The sequence below is a fragment of the bacterium genome (assembly GCA_035295165.1).
Taxonomy (GTDB): Bacteria; Sysuimicrobiota; Sysuimicrobiia; order Sysuimicrobiales; family Segetimicrobiaceae; genus JAJPIA01.
This window is the reverse complement of sequence record DATGJN010000016.1, coordinates 27,280-49,581: the sequence shown is the minus strand read 5'-3', so window position 1 is coordinate 49,581 and position 22,302 is coordinate 27,280. Positions and strand designations below refer to the sequence as shown.

General features: G+C 68.3%; 24 protein-coding genes. All 24 read right to left on the bottom strand.

Annotation, left to right across the window (positions count from 1 at the left end; genetic code table 11):
* The coding region (locus VKZ50_02535; protein ID HLJ58588.1) for a ThiF family adenylyltransferase at positions 1-211 on the bottom strand (211 nt) is incomplete at its 3' end.
* A 152-nt stretch (positions 212-363) separates the two neighbouring features.
* The gene (gene lipA, locus VKZ50_02530; protein HLJ58587.1) at positions 364-1,227 is read right to left on the bottom strand and encodes a lipoyl synthase; all 864 of its coding nucleotides are present in this window, start codon (positions 1,225-1,227) and stop codon (positions 364-366) included.
* A gap of 57 nt (positions 1,228-1,284) precedes the next feature.
* Positions 1,285-2,610, bottom strand: coding sequence for a dihydrolipoamide acetyltransferase family protein (locus VKZ50_02525; protein HLJ58586.1), 1,326 nt, complete (start codon positions 2,608-2,610; stop codon positions 1,285-1,287).
* A gap of 36 nt (positions 2,611-2,646) precedes the next feature.
* Positions 2,647-3,630, bottom strand: a complete 984-nt coding sequence (locus VKZ50_02520; protein HLJ58585.1) for an alpha-ketoacid dehydrogenase subunit beta — start codon at positions 3,628-3,630, stop codon at positions 2,647-2,649.
* A gap of 2 nt (positions 3,631-3,632) precedes the next feature.
* Positions 3,633-4,598 carry a thiamine pyrophosphate-dependent dehydrogenase E1 component subunit alpha gene (locus VKZ50_02515; GenBank protein ID HLJ58584.1) on the bottom strand — a complete coding sequence of 322 codons (966 nt, stop codon included), beginning with the start codon at positions 4,596-4,598 and terminating at the stop codon, positions 3,633-3,635.
* Between the two features lie 217 nt (positions 4,599-4,815).
* Entirely contained in the window at positions 4,816-6,213 is a 1,398-nt protein-coding gene (gene lpdA, locus VKZ50_02510) for a dihydrolipoyl dehydrogenase (protein ID HLJ58583.1), read from the bottom strand.
* Positions 6,214-6,307: 94 nt separating this feature from the next.
* Positions 6,308-6,730, bottom strand: a complete 423-nt coding sequence (locus VKZ50_02505) for a DUF2203 domain-containing protein (GenBank protein ID HLJ58582.1) — start codon at positions 6,728-6,730, stop codon at positions 6,308-6,310.
* Between the two features lie 4 nt (positions 6,731-6,734).
* A complete protein-coding gene (def, locus tag VKZ50_02500; protein HLJ58581.1) occupies positions 6,735-7,256 on the bottom strand; it encodes a peptide deformylase in 522 nt (173 codons plus the stop codon).
* 151 nt (positions 7,257-7,407) lie between these two features.
* On the bottom strand, positions 7,408-8,991 hold the full coding sequence (locus VKZ50_02495) for a molybdopterin-dependent oxidoreductase (protein HLJ58580.1): 1,584 nt from the start codon (positions 8,989-8,991) through the stop codon (positions 7,408-7,410).
* A 151-nt stretch (positions 8,992-9,142) separates the two neighbouring features.
* On the bottom strand, positions 9,143-9,805 hold the full coding sequence (locus VKZ50_02490) for an NADH-quinone oxidoreductase subunit C (protein HLJ58579.1): 663 nt from the start codon (positions 9,803-9,805) through the stop codon (positions 9,143-9,145).
* A complete protein-coding gene (locus VKZ50_02485; GenBank protein HLJ58578.1) occupies positions 9,802-10,275 on the bottom strand; it encodes an NADH-quinone oxidoreductase subunit I in 474 nt (157 codons plus the stop codon). Before VKZ50_02485 ends, VKZ50_02490 begins: the two co-directional genes overlap by 4 nt.
* A gap of 18 nt (positions 10,276-10,293) precedes the next feature.
* The gene (locus VKZ50_02480; GenBank protein ID HLJ58577.1) at positions 10,294-11,397 is read right to left on the bottom strand and encodes an NADH-quinone oxidoreductase subunit D; all 1,104 of its coding nucleotides are present in this window, start codon (positions 11,395-11,397) and stop codon (positions 10,294-10,296) included.
* A gap of 50 nt (positions 11,398-11,447) precedes the next feature.
* Positions 11,448-12,047 carry an NADH-quinone oxidoreductase subunit B family protein gene (locus tag VKZ50_02475; protein ID HLJ58576.1) on the bottom strand — a complete coding sequence of 200 codons (600 nt, stop codon included), beginning with the start codon at positions 12,045-12,047 and terminating at the stop codon, positions 11,448-11,450.
* Positions 12,048-12,209: 162 nt separating this feature from the next.
* A complete protein-coding gene (locus tag VKZ50_02470) occupies positions 12,210-12,641 on the bottom strand; it encodes an SUF system NifU family Fe-S cluster assembly protein (GenBank protein ID HLJ58575.1) in 432 nt (143 codons plus the stop codon).
* Positions 12,631-13,857 carry a cysteine desulfurase gene (locus tag VKZ50_02465; protein HLJ58574.1) on the bottom strand — a complete coding sequence of 409 codons (1,227 nt, stop codon included), beginning with the start codon at positions 13,855-13,857 and terminating at the stop codon, positions 12,631-12,633. The genes VKZ50_02470 and VKZ50_02465 overlap by 11 nt, the downstream gene beginning before the upstream one ends.
* A gap of 74 nt (positions 13,858-13,931) precedes the next feature.
* The gene (locus VKZ50_02460; GenBank protein HLJ58573.1) at positions 13,932-14,276 is read right to left on the bottom strand and encodes a non-heme iron oxygenase ferredoxin subunit; all 345 of its coding nucleotides are present in this window, start codon (positions 14,274-14,276) and stop codon (positions 13,932-13,934) included.
* Positions 14,273-15,604, bottom strand: a complete 1,332-nt coding sequence (gene sufD / locus VKZ50_02455) for a Fe-S cluster assembly protein SufD (GenBank protein HLJ58572.1) — start codon at positions 15,602-15,604, stop codon at positions 14,273-14,275. Before sufD ends, VKZ50_02460 begins: the two co-directional genes overlap by 4 nt.
* A gap of 144 nt (positions 15,605-15,748) precedes the next feature.
* The gene (gene sufB, locus VKZ50_02450; GenBank protein HLJ58571.1) at positions 15,749-17,158 is read right to left on the bottom strand and encodes a Fe-S cluster assembly protein SufB; all 1,410 of its coding nucleotides are present in this window, start codon (positions 17,156-17,158) and stop codon (positions 15,749-15,751) included.
* 36 nt (positions 17,159-17,194) lie between these two features.
* Positions 17,195-18,031 (bottom strand): Fe-S cluster assembly ATPase SufC, encoded by an 837-nt coding sequence (sufC, locus tag VKZ50_02445; GenBank protein ID HLJ58570.1) that lies wholly within the window; start codon positions 18,029-18,031, stop codon positions 17,195-17,197.
* 274 nt (positions 18,032-18,305) lie between these two features.
* On the bottom strand, positions 18,306-18,878 hold the full coding sequence (pyrE, locus tag VKZ50_02440; protein HLJ58569.1) for an orotate phosphoribosyltransferase: 573 nt from the start codon (positions 18,876-18,878) through the stop codon (positions 18,306-18,308).
* A 29-nt stretch (positions 18,879-18,907) separates the two neighbouring features.
* Positions 18,908-19,540, bottom strand: a complete 633-nt coding sequence (locus tag VKZ50_02435) for a TetR/AcrR family transcriptional regulator (protein ID HLJ58568.1) — start codon at positions 19,538-19,540, stop codon at positions 18,908-18,910.
* Positions 19,541-19,835: 295 nt separating this feature from the next.
* Positions 19,836-20,117, bottom strand: coding sequence for a metallopeptidase family protein (locus tag VKZ50_02430; GenBank protein HLJ58567.1), 282 nt, complete (start codon positions 20,115-20,117; stop codon positions 19,836-19,838).
* A gap of 108 nt (positions 20,118-20,225) precedes the next feature.
* Positions 20,226-20,504, bottom strand: a complete 279-nt coding sequence (locus VKZ50_02425) for a NifU N-terminal domain-containing protein (protein HLJ58566.1) — start codon at positions 20,502-20,504, stop codon at positions 20,226-20,228.
* Between the two features lie 17 nt (positions 20,505-20,521).
* Positions 20,522-22,171, bottom strand: a complete 1,650-nt coding sequence (locus VKZ50_02420; protein HLJ58565.1) for a protein kinase — start codon at positions 22,169-22,171, stop codon at positions 20,522-20,524.
* Between the last annotated feature and the right edge of the window lie 131 nt (positions 22,172-22,302).

Genomic DNA, 22,302 nt, shown 5'->3' with positions numbered 1-22,302 from the left:
CGATCGTACCGACTCCAGCTGCCGCGAGGTACAGCGCCACCGGCGAACCCAGTCCGCCCGCGCCGATCGCGAGCACCTTGCTGTTCAGCAGGCGGGCCTGACCGGCGATGCCCACCTCTTCGAGAATCAACTGGCGGGCGTAGCGCTCCATTTGTGTCGCGCTCAGCACCGGAGGTGTCGTTCGCGCCTGCTCGGTCCCCGTCGTCGCCATCGGTTCCTCCGTGGTATCGGCCCTCGGCCGCGATAGCCCCTACGATAGAGCCCGTTCCCGTAGGCTGTCAAGAAGGCACAAACAGGCTCTCCTGCGTGAACGTCGGGAGGACCGCTGTCTCTTCCCGGAGGGGGAACGCGCCCGGTCGGGCGTTATGTCGCGGCGGCTACCGCCTGCTCGTCCGCGTGGTAGCTGCTGCGCACGAGCGGACCCGACTCAACGTGGCGGAATCCCATCGCAAGCCCCTCGGCCTTGAGCGCCGCGAACTCGTCGGGGTGGTAGTAGCGCGCGATCGGCGCGTAGTCCTTGCCTGGGCTGAGATACTGGCCGATCGTCAGGATGTCGCAGGATACGGCGCGTAGATCCCGCATCGTGCCGAGGATCTCCTCCCTCGCCTCGCCGAGGCCGACCATCATGCCGCTTTTCGTCAACCCCCGGCGCCCCCAGGCCTTGGCGCGCTCGAGCAGCGCAAGCGAGCGACGGTAGTTGCCGCCCCGCCGGACGTCCCGAAACAGACGCGGCACGGTCTCGATGTTGTGGTTGAGGATGTCCGGCTCGGCCGCGAGCACGGTGCGGAGCGGCTCCGCGTCGCCTTTGAAATCCGGAATCAGCACCTCGACGGAACACCCCGAGGCGCGCTCGCGGATCAGCCGGATCGTTCGAGCAAACATCCCGGCCCCGCCGTCGCGCAGATCGTCCCGGTCCACGGACGTGACCACGACGTGCCGGAGCTTCATCCTGGCGACGACGTCGGCGACACGCTCGGGCTCCTGCACGTCGAGCTCGGTCGGGAGCCCGTGGGCGATCGCGCAGTACGCACAGTGCCGCGTGCAGACGTTCCCGAGGATCAGAAACGTTGCTGTCTTTCGCTCCCAGCAGTCGCCGATGTTGGGACACCGTGCTTCTTCGCACACGGTATGCAGCGCCTGGGTGCGCATGATCCCGACCAGGTCGCGGAAATTAGGGCCGCTCGGCAGCTTGACCTTCAGCCACTCCGGCCGTCGTTCAACGCCCATCGTTCACCCCTTTTGTCCGATCGGGCGGATCGTCGGGCCGGCGGCCCGCCCGATGACTCAGAACTCCGCGGACTCTCCCACCGGCGAAAACTCCTCGAGCTGCCGCTTGATGTGCGTGAGGAACTGCAACGCCAGCGCCCCGTCGAACACCCGATGGTCGAAGCCGATGCCGACGTTCATGACGTCGCGGATCGCGATCCCCTCCCCCACGACCGCCGGGCGCCGCACGACCGCGTCGGTCGACAGGATCGCCGCCTGCGGATGGTTGATGATCGGCATCGAGTAGATCGAGCCGTACACCCCCGCGTTGGTGATCGTGAACGTGCCGCCGGCGATGTCGTCCGGCGCGAGCTTGCCTTGGCGCGCGCGGCCGGCGAGCGCGTCGATTTCCCGGGCGATGCCGACGACGCTGCGTTGATCGGCGTGCTTGATCACCGGCACGATCAGCCCGTCTGTGACCGCGACGCCGACGCCCACGTGGATCGCCTGCTTGACGAGGATCCCCTCCGGCGTGAACGTCGAGTTCACGAGCGGGTACGCCCGCAGCGCCCGCGTCACCGCGCGCACGACGAACGCGGTAAGCGTGATGTTCACGCCCTCGCGGGTCCGCCACGCGGACTTGTGGGCGTCGCGATGGCGCACGAGCCCCGTCACGTCCACTTCCACGGCACCGTAGGCGTGCGGGATCTCCCGCGCGCTTCGCGACATGCGGTCCGCGATCGCCCGCCGAAGGATCGAGAGCGGCTGGAGGCGGTCGCCGGGGGCGCGCGCCGGCGCGACCTTCCCTGCGGGCGCCGAGAACGGGCCGCCGGCCACACCGGGCTCGCCCGGGGCCGGCGCCGGCGCGGTGGCCTCCGCCGCGACCGGCGTCGCCGACCCCCGCGACTCAAGGTGGCGGAGCACGTCGTCCTTCGTCACGCGCCCGCCGGTGCCCGTGCCCCGGATCGTCTCCAGCTCTTCGATCGGCAGATGGTGCTCCTCCGCGAGCCGGCGGACCAAGGGGGAGAGACGCGGCCCGCCTCCGCGCGCGGACTGACCCTGGACCGCGGTCCGCCCGTCGCCCGACATCACCGGGACGCCGGTTCCCGCGGGGGCGGCGGTCGCGGCGGCCGGTAGCGAGACGCCGGCCCTCGCCGCCTGGGCGCCCGCCTCGTCGATCAGCGCGATCGGCGTGCCGGCCGCGACGGTCTTGCCTTCCTCGACCAGGATCTGTCCGAGCACGCCCGCGAGCGGGGACGGCATCTCGACGTTGACCTTGTCGGTGATCACCTCGACGAGCGGCTCGTACTTCGCCACGCGGTCTCCGGGCAGCTTCAGCCACTTGCCGATCGTGCCCTCGTGCACGCTTTCGCCCAACTGCGGCATCTTGACTTCCGTCGGCATGTGGGACTCCTCTGCGCGACCCGGACGGCTACAGACCTAGTAGGCCACGACCGCGCGGGCCGCTGCCGCGATCTTGTCGGCGTTCGGCATGAACCATTCCTCGAACGGGTGGGCGAACGGGACGCCCGGCACGTCCGGGCCGCAGAGCCGGGTCGGCGGCGCGTCGAGGTGGCGAAACCCCTCCTCGGCGATGGTGGCGACGATCTCCGCGCCGAACCCGCCGAAGCGGTTGTCCTCGTGCACCACGAGCGCGCGGCTCGTGCGCGCCACCGAGTCGAGGATCGTGCGCGTATCGAGCGGCCGGAGCGTACGAAGATCGACCACCTCCGCCTCGACGCCCTCACCGCTCAGGCGCTCGGCGGCGCCGAGCGCCTCGTGCACCATCAGGCCGTACGCGAAGATGCTCACGTCGCGACCGGCGCGCCGCACGACGGCGGGGCCGATCGGCACGGTCACATCCCCGTCCGGGACGTCGCCATGGATCAATCGGTACAACTTCTTGTGCTCCAGGTACAGCACCGGATCGTGGTCGCGGATCGCCGCCTTGAGCAACCCCTTGGCGTCCGCCGGCGTGTACGGGGTGACGACCTTGAGCCCTGGAATGTGGGCGTAGAACGCCTCGATCGACTGCGAGTGGTACAGCGCACCGTGCACGCCGCCACCGTACGGCACCCGGATCGTCATCGGACACCCGTAGTCGTTGTTCGACCGGTACCGCATGCGGGCGACCTCGCTCAGGATCTGGTCGAACGCGGGGTGGATGAAATCGGCGAACTGGATCTCGGGGACGGGGATCAGACCGTTGGCGGCCATGCCGACCGAGACGCCGATGATCATCGACTCGGCGAGCGGCGTGTCGAGCACGCGGTCCCCGCCGAACGCCTCAAACAACCCGTCGGTGACGCCGAACACGCCGCCCTTGCGGCCGACGTCCTCGCCCAATACGATGACGCGCTCGTCGCGCGCCAGCTCTTCGTGCAGCGCATCGTGGATCGCGTCGAGGTAGCGCTTGTCGGACACGGTCAGCGACCCCGGCCGGGAGGCGTGTCGTGTTCGTAGTACACGTAGCGGGTTGCGGTGGCCGGGTCCACCACGGGCGCCGCCTCCGCAATCTCGGTGCCGAGATCGACGTCCCGCCGGACCCGGTCGGCGATCTCGGCCTCGCGCGCCTCGCTCAGCACGCCCCACGCCCGCAGTTCCTCGGTGAAGACGTGCACGGAGTCCTGTTCCTTCGTATGGGCGATCTCGTCCGCGGAGCGGTACTTCTCCTGTCGATCGTCGCTGCTGTGCGCCGTGAGGCGGGGCACCTTGACCTCGAGCAGCGTGGGACCCTCGCCGCGGCGTGCGCGCGCGACCGCCTCGCGGGCCGCGGCGTACACCTCGAGGACGTGGCTACCGTCCACGGTGACGCCGGGCATGCCGTATCCGACCGCGCGCGCGGAGACATTCGGAACGGCCATCTGCTTCGCCACGGGCACGGAGATGGCGTACCCGTTGTTCTCCACGACGAACACGACGCCGAGCTTGTGGATCGCGGCGAAATTGAGCGCCTCGTGGAAGTCCCCCTCGCTCGTGGATCCCTCGCCGACCTCGGTGACGCAGATCTCGCCGGTGCGGCGCACCTTCGCCGCGTAGGCGATCCCGTCGGCGTGCAGGAGCTGGGTCGTGACGGGGCTGCTCGTGGACAAAATCTTGTGGCCGGAGTGCCCGTAGTGCCCGGGCATCTGCCGGCCACCGCTGCTCGGATCGGTGGCCTTGCTGAGCTGGATCAGAAAGATCTCGGCGGGAGGCATCCCCTTGACCAGCACCGCCGCGACCGATCGGTAGAACGGCACCAGCCAGTCCTTCTCGCGGTCGAGCGCGGACACCACCCCGACCTGGGCGCCCTCGTGCCCTTGGCCGGAGATGACGAACGCGGCCTGGCCGGACCGCTGCAACGCCCACATCCGCTCATCCACGGCGCGGGCGAGGCGGACGAAATAATACATCTGTAGAAGATCCTGGTCGGAGACGCCCAGGGCCTTCGGCGTGCGCTCATCGCGGGCCTTTACCGCCCTGGCCTCTTTCGCGCTCACGCGGCCTCTCCTCTCCGAACGAGCTGCGCCCTCCGAGCCGTCACGGCGACCCCCTCACAGGTTCCGCACCCCGCCGGGACCCTCCTCCCCGGCCGAATCGCGTGCCCAAAGGATGCGGCGCAGCAGGGACTCACCCGTGAATCGCACGGCCCAGCGCCCCGAGCGCGGCTTCGCGGACGGCCTCGGAGAGCGTCGGATGCGCGTGGACCGCCTGGCCGATCTCGACGACCGTCGCCTCCAGGGCCCGCCCCAGCACGCCCTCGGGCAGCAACTCCGTGACATGCGGACCGACGAGGTGCACGCCCAGGATCTCGCCCAGGGCCCGGTCCGCGACGATCTTGACCAATCCGTCCCGGGACCCCAGGATCGTGGCCCGCGCGTTCGCGGTGAACGGGAACCGCCCCACCGCCACATCGTGCCCTCCGTCACGCGCCTGCTTCTCCGTCAGACCGACACTCGCCACTTGGGGGATCGAGTACGTGGCGCGCGGCATGAGCAATGGATCGACCGGCCGCGGGGCGTGTCCGGCGATCGCTTCGACGGCCACCTCGGCCTCGGCCGACGCCACGTGGGCGAGCAACAGGCCGCCGACGACGTCACCGGCCGCGTAGATCGACGGCACCGATGTCCGCATCTGCGCGTCGACCGTGATCCCGCCGCGGCCGACGGCGACCCCGACCGCGTCGAGCCCGACGCCTTCTGTGATCGGCGCGCGCCCGACGGCCACGAGCACGTACTCGGTCTCCACGGACTCCTCCGGACCGTCCCCTGCCCGCATCATCACCCGCACCCCGCCGCCCGCGGCGGCCGCGCCGGTCACGGCCGTGCCGGTCCGCACCTTGACCCCGCGACGCTCGAGCGCTTTGGCGACGACCGCCGAGACCTCCTCGTCCTCCAGCGGAAGCACGGAGGGCAGCAACTCCACCAGCGTCACCTCGGCACCGAACGCGGCGAACACGCTGGCGAACTCGGTGCCGACCGCCCCGGCTCCCAAAATCGCCACGGACCGGGGCACCGAGGGGAGTCGCAGCGCGCCCGTGCTGTCCAGGATCCGATCGTTGTCGATCTGCACACCCGGGAGGCTTCGGGGACGCGAGCCCGTGGCAACCAGGACGTGTCGCGCATCCAGATCCGTCTCGGAACCGTCGCTCGCCGAGACGTGCACGCGGGTCGGGGAGCCGAGGCGCCCCTCCCCGGAGAACACAGCGATCTTGTGCTTCCGCATGAGGTACTCCACGCCGCGAAAGTTCGTGGTGACGACGCGGTCCTTTCGCTTCTGCACCAACCCGTAGTCCAGCCGCACGCCGTCCGCGACGATCCCCATCTCGCTTGCGCCGCGCATCTCCTCGAGCAGTTCCGCGGTGTGCAGCAGGACCTTCGTGGGAATGCAGCCGACGTGGAGACACGTACCGCCGACCTTCTCCCGCTCCACGATCGCGGTCCGCAGGCCGAGCTGCGTCGCGCGGATCGCACCGACGTACCCCGCCGGCCCGCCGCCGATGACCACCAGATCAAAGGAGTGCTCCATGGTGTTCCCTCCTACCCCGAAAACGCCGGGGGCCGACATCTGCCATCCCGCAGCCATGGGACCGACCGAGAGTACGACGGCATGCCGCGCTCCCCTACGCCTCGTCGAGGGGGAGGTCAGAGATCGGCCGGCGGCCCGCGTACCCCTCGTCCACGCCGTGCCAGTGCGCGATCGTGGGCTCACCGAGGTGCCAGCACAGAAACACGGTCCCGCCGCCTCGCGAACGGAACGCAAAGTCGACGAGCCCCCGATCAACGTCGCGCAGAATACACCCCGTCGCCTCGACGTCCGCGGCCACGGCCGCGACGCGGGCGCCCAGATTATCCAGCTCCTGCTGGGCCTCGCCGAGCGCGCCGAGCAGGGCCTCGCCCCGGTCCAACCGCTGCCACAGCAGGTCGAGCTGAGCCCGCTTCAGGATCGTCTGGTCTCGGATCCGGCGCAGCGCGTCCAGCATCTCACGCAAGCGGGGCAGGAGCGCGACCGCCTCGCCCACGCTGAAGTAACGCCACTCCGCCACCGCATCACTTCCTTCGGCGCGCCGCAGCGGTCTTAGGCGCGCGTCGACGCGCGGGCGCCGCCGCGCGGGCCCGAACGCCTCGCCGCTTGGGAAGCCGGTCGAAAAACATGATCCCGTTGAGATGGTCGATCTCGTGCTGGAGGATCCGCGCGAGCAATCCCGTGCCGCGGACGAGGATGCGCCGGCCGGTCGCGGCGAAGCCCTCGACCTCCACGCCGAGCGCGCGCGGGACATTGTACAGAACGCCCGGAACGCTCAGACAGCCCTCGGGGCCGATCTGGGTGCCCCAGCGGCGACGCATGCGAGGGTTCACGAGGGCGATGGGCCCGGTGCCGGGGTCAGCCACGAGGACCCGGAGCCGCACGCCGACTTGCGGGGCCGCGAGACCGACCCCCTGGGCGCGTCGCATCGTCGCGATCAGGTCTGAGATCAATGCCCGCACCACGGCCCCCACGGACCCGACGGGGCGGCTGCGCGTGCGCAGCACCGCGCCGTCCGGCGTGCCGAGCTTGACGATCGGGCGCACCCGTCCACGCGGGCGGCGCTGAGCGTTCGAGGATGGGGCGCGTGCCGTCCGGTGCGAAGCCACGTTGGATATTCTTGGGTGACGGCGCAAAAAAACCCTTGCCCGCGGCGGAACTCCGGCGGCGCCGCGGCGATGCGCCCCGAGGCAGCTGTCAGTCGAACTTTACGCGGACCGTATGGTACCCTTGCGCTCCGTCGGGCAGCGTAGGCGCCGGGCTCTCCGGTTGCAGCGCCCCCTTCCCGTCGGTCGCGCGGACCTTCAGGCTGTACTCGCCCTTCTGCGGGGGCGTCCATTGGAGCGACCAGAACTGCCAGGCGTTCGGCCCGAGCGCCGGTTTCACGGCCGCTTGGATCCACGTCTTGCCGTCGTCGGGACTGACTTCCACCTTGGAGATCCCGCGATCGCCGGCGAACGCCCAGCCGCCGAGCGCGAGCATCGTGCCGTCCTTCGTCTCGACCTTGAACGCACTGTTCGTCTTCACGAGCGCCTGCTTGCTCCAGCCTTGCTGTTCCCAGTACCCCGTGAAATCGTGGTTTGCCGCCTCGATGCTGGTGAGCCACTTTGGCTGCTTCATCCCGTACCGGTTCATGATGAGCACGCGCACGGGCGCGCCGTGCTTCTGCGGGATCGGCTCGCCGTCCATCTTGTAGGCCAGCAGCGTCATCGGATCCATGGCGACGTCGATCGACATCGACTCCGCGTAGCTGTCGGCGCTGCGCATGATGATGTTCGTGACCCCGGGCTTCAGCCCGGCGAGATCCAGCACATCCTTCATCCGCAACCCCGTCCACTTCGCGTTGCCGATCAAGTCGCCGCCCACCTCGTTGCTGATGCACTCAAACGTGTGGTACCGCTCCACCGGCGCCGCCGCCTTCTGAAACTCGTCGAACGAGAACTTGAGCGGCTTGTTTACCATCCCGGTGACCTCGAGCGTCCACTTCTTCACGTCGACCGTGGGGTCGAAGAAGTTCTTGGACACCTGATAGAACTCTCCGATCGGCGTCAGTTCGTCCGGCATCCCCTTGATCAACCGGAACGTCTGCTCGGCCGCGCGCGCCACCGCGCCGCCGGCGGCCGTGATCCACGACGCCGCCGTCGTGCCGGCGGCGGCCGCCAGCACGAGCAGCGCCGACCGACGTAGCAGATCCCGACGCCCGACGGTGTCCCCGCCTCGAGCGGTCCCCGTCTGCGCGGACGCCGCGACGCCGCCGCTTCCCGGCCGGCTCTCTCGGGCCATCGCGCGTGCCTCTCCAGGACGCCCGTACAGCAGCACCAGCACGAGCCCGTAGACCAGGCTCGCGATCGCCATCGGGAGTTCGGGTGCGGTGACGACGGTCGTCAGCGGCACCCCCAGCAGCCCGCCTTCGATTCCGGGGAGAAACGCAAACGTCAGGATCACCCAGACGACCGCGGCGGTGGCAACGATGAGCGCGGTGCGCGGCCACCGGCTCCCGCGGGCCAGCCCGGCGTACACCATCCCGCCGACGCCGAGCCCGATGATGCTCGTCAGGACCGCCATGGCCAACCCGAGCGGTTTGGCCTGGTGCTGCAGCTTCTCGAGGATCAGGGCGAAGACCTGATAGGGCAGCATGCGAATCATGCGCTCGGCGAGCGCCTCCTGCAGCGTCGGCATCCCCGTGGCAAAACGGTACGCGAACAGCACTGCCGCGACCGCAACGCCTCCGGCGGCCCCGGCCCAGAAGCCGCGCGCCCACATCACCCGTTTCCGTGTCATCGCTCCCACCCCGGGGGCGGGCTCTCAGGTTCACCGGCCCGCGCTGCCCTCATTCTACAACGCCCGTGGCCTCCATCTTAGCGCGAACCGTGTAAAGATTCGATAAAGGACGGCGGACGCCGGAACCCGGAACCCCTTGGGCCCCGCGGCGTCAGCTTCGCGAGCCCCGCCCGTCGCCGTCCCCCGTGGCCGCGATCTCGCGCTGCCGCTTGACCGCAACGTCGACCAGCCACTGGGGGTCCTCGTAGACGTAGTCCTTGCGCAGCGGATGCCCTTTCCAGTCCTCGCTCATCATGATGCGCCGCAGATCCGGATGCCCGTCAAACACAATGCCGAACAGGTCGTAGGCCTCGCGCTCGTGCCAGTCCGCGCCGCGCCAGACCTCGACGACGGAGGGGACGTGCGCATCGTCCTTCGCCACCGCGACCTTGAGTATGACGCCGTGGGATCGGGCGAGGGACACGAGTTGGTACACCACATCGAACCGATCCGGCCAGTCCACCGCGGACACGAACTCGAGCACGGCCATGTCGAACTCGGGATTGTCGCGGAGCCACCGGCATACCTCGACGATCTCCTCGCGGCCCACTTGAAACGTCGGCGCCCGGTACCGGTACACGGGCGATTCTTCCCGCCGGAGCGGCCGCGGGGCCGGTTTCCCCTCCGCCTTGGCCTGCTCGACCGCGGCCTGCCACTCGCGTTCCTTGACCGCCCAAGCCTCGTCGCCCTTCGCCTCCTCCGCGTGCTGTTCGGCGACGAGATCGCGGAGGTGCGGAAAGCGCTGACGCAGTTCGGCAACCCGTTCGGGGGTCATTCGTGCCGCCTCGAGACGATGCCCGTGGCGATCGGCTCCTTGGGCGCCGCGCGGTTGAGGTCCTCGTGCGAGTAGAGAAGGCGGGCGCGGTTGTACGTCGACGTCTCGTATTGCGGCACGAACACGATCGCCTCCGTCGGGCACACCTCGACGCACAGGCCGCAGTAACAGCACTTATCGATCTCGATATCGAAACGGCTGAGCTGACGCTCCTTCCCCTTCCCCTCCGCCTCGATGTGGATGCACCGGTCCGGGCAGATGCGCTCGCACTGGAAGCAGATGATGCACCGATCCTTGCCCGTCTCGGGGTCGATCGGCAGCGACAGCAGCCCGTGAAAGCGGTGCGAGGTCGGCAGCTTCTCGACCGGATATCTCACCGTGACCTTGGGGCGGAACATGGTGCGGAAGGTCATGCCGAGGCCGGTTCCCAACGCGGCCGCCCCCCGAATGACGCGTTCGGCAACGCTCATTCTGTGCCCCCCTACCTTCTACCGATCCACGTCCGACAACACGATGTCGGTGCTGCCCAGGATCGCGATGACGTCCGCGATCTTCCACCCCTTCATCATCTCCGTGAGCGCGTACAGGTTGGTGAACGAGGGCGCCCGGATCTTCACGCGGTACGGTGTCTCGCCGCCGTCGCTCACGGCGTACACGCCGAGCGTGCCGCGCGGGGACTCGGTACGGACGTACACCTCGCCGCGCGGCGGCTTCATCGTCGTGGGCACGCGCGTGCGGGTCTCCCCGTCCGGCAGATCTCGGAGCGCCCGCCGCACGATCCGCACCGACTGCCGCATCTCCTCCATCCGCACCAGGTACCGAGCGTAGCAGTCGCCCTCCGTGTGGACGGGCACGTCGAACTCCAGCCGATCGTAGACCTCGTAGGGAGCGGCCTTGCGCACGTCGTACGCGATCCCGCTCGCGCGGCCCACCGGCCCCGACGCCCCCATCGCGACCGCGTCGCGCCGGTTGATCACCCCGACCCCACGGGTCCGCGCCTCGAAGATCGGGTTTTGGGTGAGCAACCCATGATATTCGTCGACATGCGGCAAGAAATAGTCGAGAAACGCCTCGCACGCGCCGGTCCAGCCGTCCGGGAGGTCGGCGTACACGCCCCCGATCCGGAAGTACACGTGGTGCAGTCGCCCCCCGGTGACCTGCTCGAACAGATCCAGAATCCGCTCGCGCTCGCGGAAGCACCAGAGGAAGACCGTCGTCGCCCCGAGATCGATCCCCCAGGTACCGAGCCAGACAAGGTGGCTGGCGAGGCGGTTGAGCTCCTGAAAGATCACGCGAATGTACCGCGCCCGCTCCGGCACCTCGACACCGGCGAGGGCTTCGATCGCGAGGCAGTACGCGGCCTCGTTGTTGAGCGCAACGAGATAGTCCATGCCGCGATCCGTCAGCGCCACGTTCTGCACGTACGTCCGGTACTCCATCATCTTCTCGACGGAGGAGTGCAGGTAGCCGATGTCCGGCCAGACATCCTTGATGTTTTCGCCGTCGAGGGTGACAACCAGGCGCAGCACGCCGTGGGTGCTGGGGTGCTGCGGTCCCATGTTCAGCAGCAGCTCTTCGGTGCGAAGCGACACCGTCTCGTCCCCTCCGTGTGGATTGCCGCCCGGACGGAGCCGGGGCCGACCTATCGCGTCCCGGCCTGGGCTTCGATCGCAGCGAGCGCTTGCCGGCGCAGGAACGGTTCCGTCTTGATCCGCTCCTGCAGCTTCAGGATGCCCTCGATCAGCGCTTCGGGCCGTGGTGGACAGCCCGGCACGTAGACGTCCACGGGCACCACCTGATCCACGCCCTTCAGGATCGAATAGTTGTCGTAGAAGAACGGCCCGCCGCAGGTTGCGCACGATCCCATCGAAATGACGTACCGCGGCTCCGGCATCTGCTCCCACAGCCGCCGCACGATCGGCGCCAACTTGATCGAGCACCGGCCGGCGACGATCATCAAGTCCGCCTGCCGCGGCGACGCCCGGGGAATCACCCCCATCCGATCAAGGTCGAACCGGCTCGCAAACGCGGCCATCATCTCGATCGCGCAGCAGGCGAGCCCGAACGTCAGCGGCCACAGCGACGCGGCCCGCCCCCAGTTCAGCGCGTGCTCCAGGGTCGTCAGCACGAGGCCGCCGCCGGGCAGGCTGTCCAGGATCTCGACGGCCTGCGCGAGCGGGGCGATCTGGCTGCGCCTCGGTTCGGCCGGCGTCGCATTGGGTCCGGACGGCACTCCTGCCATGGCCCCTCCCCTCGGTCCTACTTCACCGTTCACCCTAGCATCAGGACGCCAACGCCGCAATCGGGTCGGGCCGGGCGCACCGGCCGAGGCCACACCTCCACCGAGACGGGGCCGAGGCGTCGGGACCCCAGACCGCATCGCCGGCCCGGGTCGGGCACGCTCCTAGGGCGAGGCCGCGAGGTCCTCGAGCGCGAGCTCGAGTGTGATCCAGGAGAGGGTGGCGCATTTCACGCGGACCGGGAATTTGCGCACGCCCTGCAGCGCCTCCAGGTCCCCGAGTCCGTCCGGCGGCGTCTGTTCGCCACGCATCATCGCCTTGACCGCGGCGATCGCCTGCCGCGCGTCCTCGACCCGCTTCCCTTTGACCAGCTCGGTCATCATCGACGCGGACGCCTGGCTGATCGAGCACCCCTTGCCGTCGAACTGGACGTCCTCGACGACCCCGTCGCGGACCCTGAGCGACACGCGGATCTCGTCCCCGCAGAGCGGGTTGGCGCCGTCGCGGACCGCATCCGCGGGCTCCGCCAGCCCCTTGTTCCGGGGATGGCTGTAGTGGTCCAGGATCACGTCGCGGTACAGCTCGTCAAGCGACACGGAACAGGCTCCTCACCTTGAGCAGCGAGCGCACGAGCACGTCGATCTCCTCCCGGATCGTATACACATAGAAGCTCGCCCGCACCGACGAGCCGATCCCGAGGCGCCGGTGCAGCGGCTTCGTGCAGTGGTGCCCGGCCCGCACGCACACGCCGTCCTCGTCCAGCACCTGCGCGACGTCGTGCGGGTGCACGCCGTCCATCATGAACGAAATGACGCCGCCGCGGTCTCCGGTCGTGGGCCCGAGGATCCGAAGACCCGGCACCTCCCGAAGCCGCTCGAGCGCGTAGGTGGTGATCTCGCGCTCGTGCGCCGCGACCGCGTCCATGCCGAGGCGCTCCAGGTACTCGACCGCCACGCCCAACGCGATCGTGTCCCCGACGTTCTGGGTGCCGGCCTCGAACTTCCACGGCACGTCGTTCCACGTCGCGTGATCGAGCCACACGTCGCTGATCATCTCGCCGCCGCCCAGAAACGGCTCCATCTCCTCGAGCAGGGCGCGCCGTCCCCAGAGCCCGCCAACGCCCATCGGCGCAAGCATCTTGTGGCCCGTGAACCCGAAGAAGTCCGCCCCGAGCGCGCGCACGTCCACTGGGCGGTGCGGCGCGCTTTGTGCCCCATCCACGACGACAACGGCCCCGTGCGCGTGGGCGCGCCGGGCGATTTCCGTGACCGGGTTGACCGTCCCGAAGGCGTTGCTGACGTGAACCAGCGCCACGATCTTCGTCCGCGCATTGATCAGGCGATCGAGATCGTCCAGCACGAGGCGGCCTTCACCATCGAACGGGATGTGCCTGAGGCGCGCGCCGCGTTCCTGCGCGAGGAACTGCCACGGCACAAGATCGCTGTGGTGCTCCATCTCCGTCGTGAGGATCTCGTCGCCGGGGCCCACGTGACGGCGGCCCCAAGAATGCGCCACGAGGTTCAGCGCTTCGGTGATGTTGCGCGTAAAGACGACCTCGGCCGGCTCGGCCGCACCGAGAAACCGGGCCATCTTGGCGCGCGCCGCCTCGTATTCCGCCGTCGCGCGCTCGGCGATGGCGTATACCCCGCGGTGGATATTCGCGTTGTACTCCTCATAGTACCGCACAAGGGCGTCGATCACTTGTCGCGGCTTCTGCGACGTGTTCGCGCTGTCGAGATAGACGAGCGGCTTCCCATGAACCCGCTGCTTCAGGATGGGAAAGTCCTCGCGGATCGTCGCTGGAATCGCCATGACGTTCCCTCCTCGCGCCCGCCCCCGGAGGTTGCCGGTGGGTGCCTCCTCGAGCCGGGCGTCCCCCGCGCCGGCTACCGCCGGTGCGGCATCCCACTCGGCGGCTGCGCATCGGGCGAGATCAGCACGTCGCCGCCCTCGACCCGAACCGGATAGACCGCGACCGACCGCACCGCCGGCAGCGAGAGGACCCGGCCGGTCTTCACATTGAAGCGGGACCCGTGTTTGGGGCACACGACGATCTCCGCAACGAGCCCGCCCTCGCTGAGCGACGCCTCCTCGTGCGTACAGGTGTCGTCGATCGCGTAGAACTGTCCGTCGACGTTGGCGAGCGCGACCAGGTGCCCGTCCACCTCCACCTGGGTCACGGAGCCCGGCGGCAGATCCGCCACTCGGCCGACTCGGACGAACTCGCTCATATCGTGTCCGCCATCTTGCGCTCGATCGCACGGTTGAGTCGCTGGCGGACCAAGTCGAGCGGGATCCGATCGAAGATCTCCGCGAAGAATCCGTCGACCATCATCCGGATGGCCGTGGAACGGGGCAGGGCGCGGCTCATCAGGTAGAAGATCTGGTCCTCGTTGAGCCGGCTCGTGCTCGCGCCGTGCGTGCACCGAAGGTCGTTCGCCAAGATCTCGAGCTTCGGCATGCTGTCCGCCCGCGCGCCTTCCGAGAGCACCAGGTTGCGGTTGAGCTGGAACGCGTTCGTCTTCTGCGCCCCGTGGTTCGCGCGGATCAACCCGGCAAACACCGAGCGCGCCTTGTCCTTGAGCGCGCCTTTATAGAGCAGATCGCTCGTGGTGCTGGGTGCGGCGTGCTCCTGCAACGTATGGTAGTCAAAGTGCTGGGTGCCGTCGCCAAACAGCACTCCCAGCATCTCCGAGGTCGCGCCCGGTCCCACCAGACTGGACTCCACGTTCGTCTTGATGAGGCCCGCGCCGAACGCCACCATCAGACTGTGGACGGTCGCGTCGCGCTCGACGACCGTGCGCACGATGCCGAGCTCCCAAACGTTCCGCCCCCAGTCCTCCAGGTTCACATAGCGGATCTGCGCCCCGGGCTTCGGAATCAGCTCGACCTCGTGATTGATGAGCGTCCGGGCCGGCGCCTCGGCCGAGGCCGAGAGCTCGACGAGCGTCACCCGGCTCCGCTCGCCCGCGACGATGAGCGTGTGCGGCGAGTAGAGCAGGCCGTCGCGGTCGAGCCAGGTGCCCGCGACGAGCGGGAGGTCCACCTCCACCCCGTCGGGCACGTAGAGGAACGTCCCGCCCGACCACAACGCGCCGTGGAGCGCCCGATATCGGTTCTCGTCGTCCCGCACGACGGTGCCGAGATGCGAGCGGACCAGATCGGCGTGGGTCTGCACCGCGTCGTTCAGCGAGGAGAACACCACCCCGTCCTTCGCCAGTTCGGTCGCGAGCCGGGATTGGATCTGCGTCCCGTCAAGCACGAGGCGGAGCCCCGCCGCTTCGGCCGGATCGCCGACCAGGCGCATGAGAGGCGCGGGCGGCGTCGCCTTGCGCCCCGACTCCGCGGCGAGCGGCCGGAGCGCGTTGAAGTCGAGAGCGCTCAGGTCGGTCCGCCGCCACTCCTCGTCGATCGGCGACGGCGGGGGCAGACGAACGAACGCCTCCCACGCCGCCACGCGGCGCTCCAGGAGCCACGCCGGTTCGCCGGCCGCGGCGCTCTGCCGCTCGACGGTTTCCCGGCTGATGGTGCTGGTCGTTACCGGACGCGTCTCACTCACGGTCTCCTCCATGTGAGGCGCCGATCGGCTGGACCCTCAGGCCGGGCGCGTGGCCCGACTCCCCCTGGGACCGACGGTCGGGGAGGGCAGGCGGGACGCCCTGCCCTCCCCTCACAACCCGTTGCCGAACGCGACGCCCGCGTGCTAGCCGACCGAACCCTCCATTTCGAGCGCGATCAGCCGGTTGAGCTCAACACTGTACTCCATCGGCAACTCGCGGGAGATCGGCTCGATGAACCCGCGGACGATCATGTTCATCGCCTCGTCCTGGTTCACGCCGCGGCTCATCAGGTAGAACAGCTGCTCGTCCGAGACCTTGGACACGGTCGCCTCGTGCGTGACCTGCACGTCGTCCTCGTCGATCTCCATCGTCGGGTAGGTGTCGGAACGCGACTGGTCGTCCAAGATCAGCGCGTCGCAGCGCACCGCGCACTTGCTGCCGTGCGCCCCCGGATACACCTTGACGAGACCGCGGTATCCTGCGCGGCCGCCGGACTTGCTGATCGACTTGCTCACGACGGACGACTGCGTGTGCGGCGCGGCGTGGATCACCTTGCCACCCGGGTCCTGATGCTGCCCCTCCCCGGCGAACGCGACCGACAGGATCTCGGCCTTGGCGCCCGGCTCGAGCATGTACACGCTCGGGTATTTCATCGTGAGCTTGCTGCCGAGGTTGCCGTCCACCCATTCCATCGTCGCGTCGCGGTACGCGACCGCGCGTTTGGTCACGAGATTGTACACGTTCTTCGACCAGTTCTGAATCGTCGTATACCGGACGCGCGCACCCTCCTTGACGATGATCTCGACGACCGCGCTGTGCAGCGAATCGCTCGAGTACGTCGGCGCGGTGCACCCTTCCACGTAGTGGACGTACGAGCCCCGCTCGGCGATGATCAGCGTCCGCTCGAACTGGCCCATGTTCTGCGCATTAATCCGGAAGTACGCCTGCAGCGGGATCGTCACGTGCACGCCCTCAGGCACGTACACAAACGACCCGCCGCTCCAGACCGCGCTGTTGAGGGCCGCAAACTTGTTGTCCTCGGGGGGCACGACGGTCCCGAAGTACTCCTTGACCATGTCCGGGTACTCGCGCAGCCCGGAGTCCATGTCGAGGAAGACCACCCCTTGCTTGGTCCACTCCTCGCGCAGGCTGTGGTAGACGACCTCGCTCTCGTACTGCGCGCCCACGCCGGCGAGGTACTTCTTCTCCGCCTCCGGGATGCCGAGCCGGTCGAACGTCTTCTTGATGTTTTCGGGGACCTCGTCCCAGGTGCGGCCCTGGTTCTCCATCGGCTTCACGTAGTAGTAGATATTGTTGAAGTCGATCTCGCCGACGTTGCCGCCCCACGTGGGCATCGGCTTCTTCTCGAAGACCCCGAGCGAGTGCAGGCGGTACGCGCGCATCCAGTCCGGCTCGTTCTTCATGTGGACGATCTGCTCGACGATCTTGCGGTCGAGCCCCCGCTCGGACTTGAACGCGTAGGCATCCTCGGGATCGTGAAAGCCGTATTTATACTGGTCGAGATCGATGCCGAGCGGATTGACAACAGCCACGGTCGTCGCCCCTCCTCCTAATGATGCTCCAACGGTCTAGTGCCGCACCCAGAACACCTTGCCGGCACTGCGCACTTCTCCCTCGCCGACCACTTCCGCGGCGACGCGCTCGTACTGCGCGCGGATGCCATCGTACCCGATCTGGTCGAGCTCATCCGCGAGCTCCGCGTCGCCGGACGTCACGATCCGCCCGTCGAACATCACGTGCACCCGCGTCGGGTTGATGTACTTGAGGATGCGCGGGTAGTGGGTGATCACCAGCACGCCCATCTTCTTCCCCGAACGCTCGTACATCCGGTTGACCCCGGCCGCCACAATCTTGACCGCATCGACGTCGAGCCCCGAGTCGGTCTCGTCCATGATGGCGATCTCCGGCTCGAGCAGCGCCATCTGCAAGATTTCGGCGCGCTTCTTTTCACCGCCGCTGAACCCTTCGTTGACATAGCGGCCTAACACGGACGGATCCACCTGCAACTCGTCGACCTTGGCCCGCACGAGCTTCTGAAACTCGGCGAGCCCCATCAGCTGGTCCTTGTCGAAGCCTCGACGCGCGCTCACGGCAGTCCGCAGAAAGCTGGCCATCGTGACCCCGGGGATTGTGACGGGGTACTGGAACGCGATGAACAGCCCCTTGCGCGCCCGCTCGTCCGGCGCCATCGCAACGAGGTCCTCCTGCTTGTACAACACCTCACCCTTGATCACCTGGTAGAACGGGTTGCCCATGAGCACGTTTGCGAGCGTGCTCTTGCCCGAGCCGTTCGGTCCCATCAGCGCGTGGATCTCGCCTGACCGAACGTCGAGGTTGGCGCCCTTGAGGATCACCTTGTCCTCGACCTGCGCCCACAGGTCCTTGATTAGCAGTTCCGCGCTCATTCATCCCTCCGTCGCGGCTGTCGCGCGCGCCCACCGCGGGGTTAACCAGTCGCTGGGGGCCCGACCTAGAGCCAGAGATTCTCGACTAAACTAGTCATGTTTCAGTATAGACACCGAAAGTTTTCGCTGTCAATTGCATCCTTAATCGATCCGTCCGTCGGCAACGCGGCAGCGGTGTGTCTTGCGACCTGACGATGCAATCGCTCGACAGTGGCGTCGGTCAGACCCAGAGCCAGGCGCAGGGGCGCATTGCGGCGTCTTCAGAAGATTGGCGTCACCCGCCCTCGCTTGGACCGGCGGGGCGCCGGTCCAAGCGGGCGCCGTCGCTCGACCACTCGTGGAGATCATAGAGGGCCTGGAAGCGGTACCCCGCCGCGGCAATCTCGTCCCGTCCCCCTTCGTGACGGTCCACGACCGCCAAGACCAACAACACCTCGGCACCGGAAGCCTGGACGGCGCGCGCAGCGCGAATCGCCTGGCCGCCGGTCGTAACGACATCCTCGATGACAACGACCCGATCGCCCGACTCGAGCCGGCCCTCGACCGACCGCGCCGTCCCGTACCCCTTGGCCTCCGGCCGAACGATCGCAAACGGCAGCCCGGTTTCGAGGGCGACCGCCGTTGCGAGCGGCACCCCTCCGAGCGCCGGTCCAACGAGCCGGGTCGTCTCGGCCGGGAGCGCATGGGCCAGCAGACGCCCGACGTCGCGAAGCACGGCGGGGTCGGTCTCGAACAAATACTTGTCGATGTAGTAGGTGCTCTGCCGGCCGGAACTGAGCGTGAATGTGCCGCGGAGAAACGCCGCACGCACGATGCGCGCCCAGGTGCGAGCGCGCAGCTCGGGCACGAGATGTTCGGGAACGCGATCCACGCGTGCTAGCGCGCTGCCGCGGGCGAGGCGGTCAACCCGACGCTGGACAGCAGCAGGCGTGTCAGCGGAGCGAGGATCTCCTCAAGAGGATTGGGCTTGCCGGTGTTCAGCCAGCGGGCGACGAGCTCTCCCACGGCACCGATCCACACGTACGCCGCCATCTCCGTGTCCTGCGCGGGGATCTTACCGTCCTGAACGGCACGGTCCAGGTAGCCGCGCAGCACTTCCACCAACATCGCCTTCAACGCGATCCGCTTGCCCTGAAAGTCGGCACCGGCCGCCGGCCAATCGATCAGGACGATCTTGGCCAGTTCGCGGTGCGCCTGGAAGTTTCGGACGAGCGTTGCCACCGTCGCCTCCACCTGGGCCACGAGGCCCCGGCTCTGCTGAACCGCAATCTGCAACTCCTGGGCCACCGTCGCGGCATAGTCCTCGACCAGGGACATGAAGATCTGTTCCTTGCTGTCGAAGTAGAAGTAGACGGCGCCCTTTGACGTGCCCGATGCCTTCACAATGTCGTCGACCACGGATCGATAGAAGCCCTTCTCGGAGAACACTTGCGCGGCGGATGCAAGAATCTTACGGCGGGTTTCCTCACGTTGTGAGAGTCTTCCCAACCGGTCTATCGCGGTCGCCATCCGACCCCCCTTAAGACTGACTGGTCAGTCTTCCACGGCCAGTATAGGATTCACCTATGACATTGTCAATCGAGCGACCGCGTAGTCTACGCACGACGGGGAATGCGAGATGCGTCCCCGTGACGATCCATCGACCGATCTGCCATGCTTCACGGTCTGAGTCAAGCACCGCAATACAAAACGGGATCACGTTAGGTAATGATCCCGTACAGAAATGACGGCCCGCATGACCGCGCGTCCCACTTGGACGAAATTGAATCGCAACGGACACTTGATCACGCCGGGGCCGGCGGGATCACTTGCCGCCAGATCCCTGCTCCCACGCCTCCATTTCCGCGTCGGTCAACCCAAAGTGGTGCCCGACCTCGTGAATCACCGTCAGCCGGACCTCTTCGATCACCTCTGCGTCGGTACGGCAGATCGCCTCGATGTTGTCCTGATAGATGATGATGACCTCGGGCAACTCATACGGCGCGAACGGGGATCGCTCGAGTTCGTTGGCCCCGTGATACAGGCCGAGGATGTCTCCGCCTAACTCCTTGGCGACGTCGGCGGACGGGCGGGCCTCGACGAGCACGGCGACGTTCGGAAGGCGCTCCGCAAACGCTGGCGGCAGCCCGTCCAGCGCACGCCGGACCAGCCGTTCAAACGCGGCCCTGCGCAGCGGCGTCCCTCCTCGGCCCCGCTACGCCTCGGCGAGATGTCGACGGATCAGTTCCTCCGCCGGCGGCACCACGGCGTCCCAGTCAACACCCTCTGCACGTGTGATCGTGATGAAGTCGTTGAGAAAGAACACTTGGCGGATGCCTGCGATGCCGAGCAGGTCCCGGGCAAGCGGAGACGCGGCGGAGCCTGCCTCGGTAAAGGTCTGGCTGCGGCCCTCGGTCATCCGCCTGTTGACCACGAACTTCAAGGCGTTGACGTTCGGGGTCGGTTGTACGATCACTGTGAGCGCTGGGGGCACGTTTCCCTCCCGTTCAATTACTTATTGTCGTTGCTGCCGGTTTCCAACGTCGGCACCCCGGGCGGCGTGTTCGGACCCGTTTGGGGTGCGCCGGCACTCACGAGCACGTCCACCGCACCGTTGGGGTCGAGGTGCGTGCCGGCAGACTGGAACTGGTGGATCACATCGCCGGCAGCAAATTGATCATCGCGCGTGTAGCTCACCGCGCCCAGCCGGAGCCCGGCTCCTTCCAGCAAGCGCGCCGCCCCGGACACGGGGAGCCCGTTCAGATCCGGCACGATCCCTGATCCCTGGCTGACTGTCAGCTGAAGCACCACGCCCTTAAGGACCTCGCGCCCGGCGGGAGGATCCTGCGCGACGATCACGCCAACCGGCAGGTGCGCGTCCTGGCGCTGCGCCGTCACGATCACGCCGAGCTGCAGCGGGACCACTTCGCGCGCCGCGTCCTGCACGGTGCGCCCGATCAACGCGGGCACGGTCGCGTGGGCCGCGAGCCACGCGCCTCGATAGCCGGTGGTGGCCAGCGCGATAGCGCCGGCGGCGGCGAGGACAATGACCGCCGCCCGCATCCACACCACCGCCGTCCCGACGCGCCGCCGTGCGGCGGCGCGCCGCGCCTCCTGCGCCGCCTCGGCCCGGACCGCGGTGTCCGTCAGGGCCGAGTGCACTGGCCGAGCCTCGGCGGGCGGCGGCAACTGGATCGTCTCGTTCGACGGCGGCGCGGTCGCAACCCGCGCCGTGGAGCTCGCATCGCCCGCGGAGCCCTCCGCGTCGCGCGACGCGGGCAGGACGGCCGTGGCGCCCCCGTCGGACGCCGTCCGCAGGGCCTCGGCCGCGGCCTCGGCAGACGGATATCGGTCCTCCGGCGACTTCGCCAGCAGCCGGCAAACGATCGCCAGCGTTGCCGGGGAGACGCCGGGTCGAATCGCGGCCAGGTCGGGGACGGGGTCGTGTAGGTGCCGAAGCGCGACCGCGACGGGCGCCGCACCGTCGAAGGGGACGCGGCCGGCGAGCAACTCGAACAGCACCACCCCAAGCGCATACTGATCCGCCGCCGGGCCGGCGGGGTCGCCCCGAGCCTGTTCGGGCGCGATGTAGTGGGCCGACCCCACGAGACTGCCGGTGCGCGTGAGCTTCGTGCCGTCGAGCGTGCGGGCGATGCCGAAGTCCGCGACCTTGACGTGCCCGTCCGCGGTGAGCAGAATGTTGTGTGGTTTCACGTCCCGGTGGACGAAGCCGCGCCCGTGAGCATACGCGAGCGCGTCGGCGACTTCGGCGGCGATCCGGAGCGCCTCCGCCTCCGGGAGCGGACCGCGGCGCACGAGCATCTCCCGCACGGTGCCGCCGGGCACGTACTCCATGGCGATGTACTGACGCGGCCCGTCGTCGCCATATCCGTAGACCACGACAATCCGCTCATGGGCCAGGCTCATCACCGCCTCGGCCTCGCGGCTGAATCGCGTGCGGAACTCCTCGTCGCGCGAGAGAGAATCGGAGAGCACCTTGACCGCGCACGCCACCCCCCGTGCCTGATCCCACGCCTGGTACACCGTCGCCATGCCGCCGCTGCCGAGCGGCTTCCCGAGCGCGAAACGCCCGGCAAGCACCGGGCCGGCGTCCGACGCGGTGGGCGGCGGGTCGAGAGGCTGTCCCGGTGTCTCCGTCACGGCCGACCTCTACCCTACCGTGCCTACCCCTGTGGACAGGGGGACCCGGCCCACAGACGTGAGCGGAACAGCGTTCTCGACTGGCCTACGCGCGAGCGTTCGGGGCGGTGCGTGCGGCGGACACACGTCCG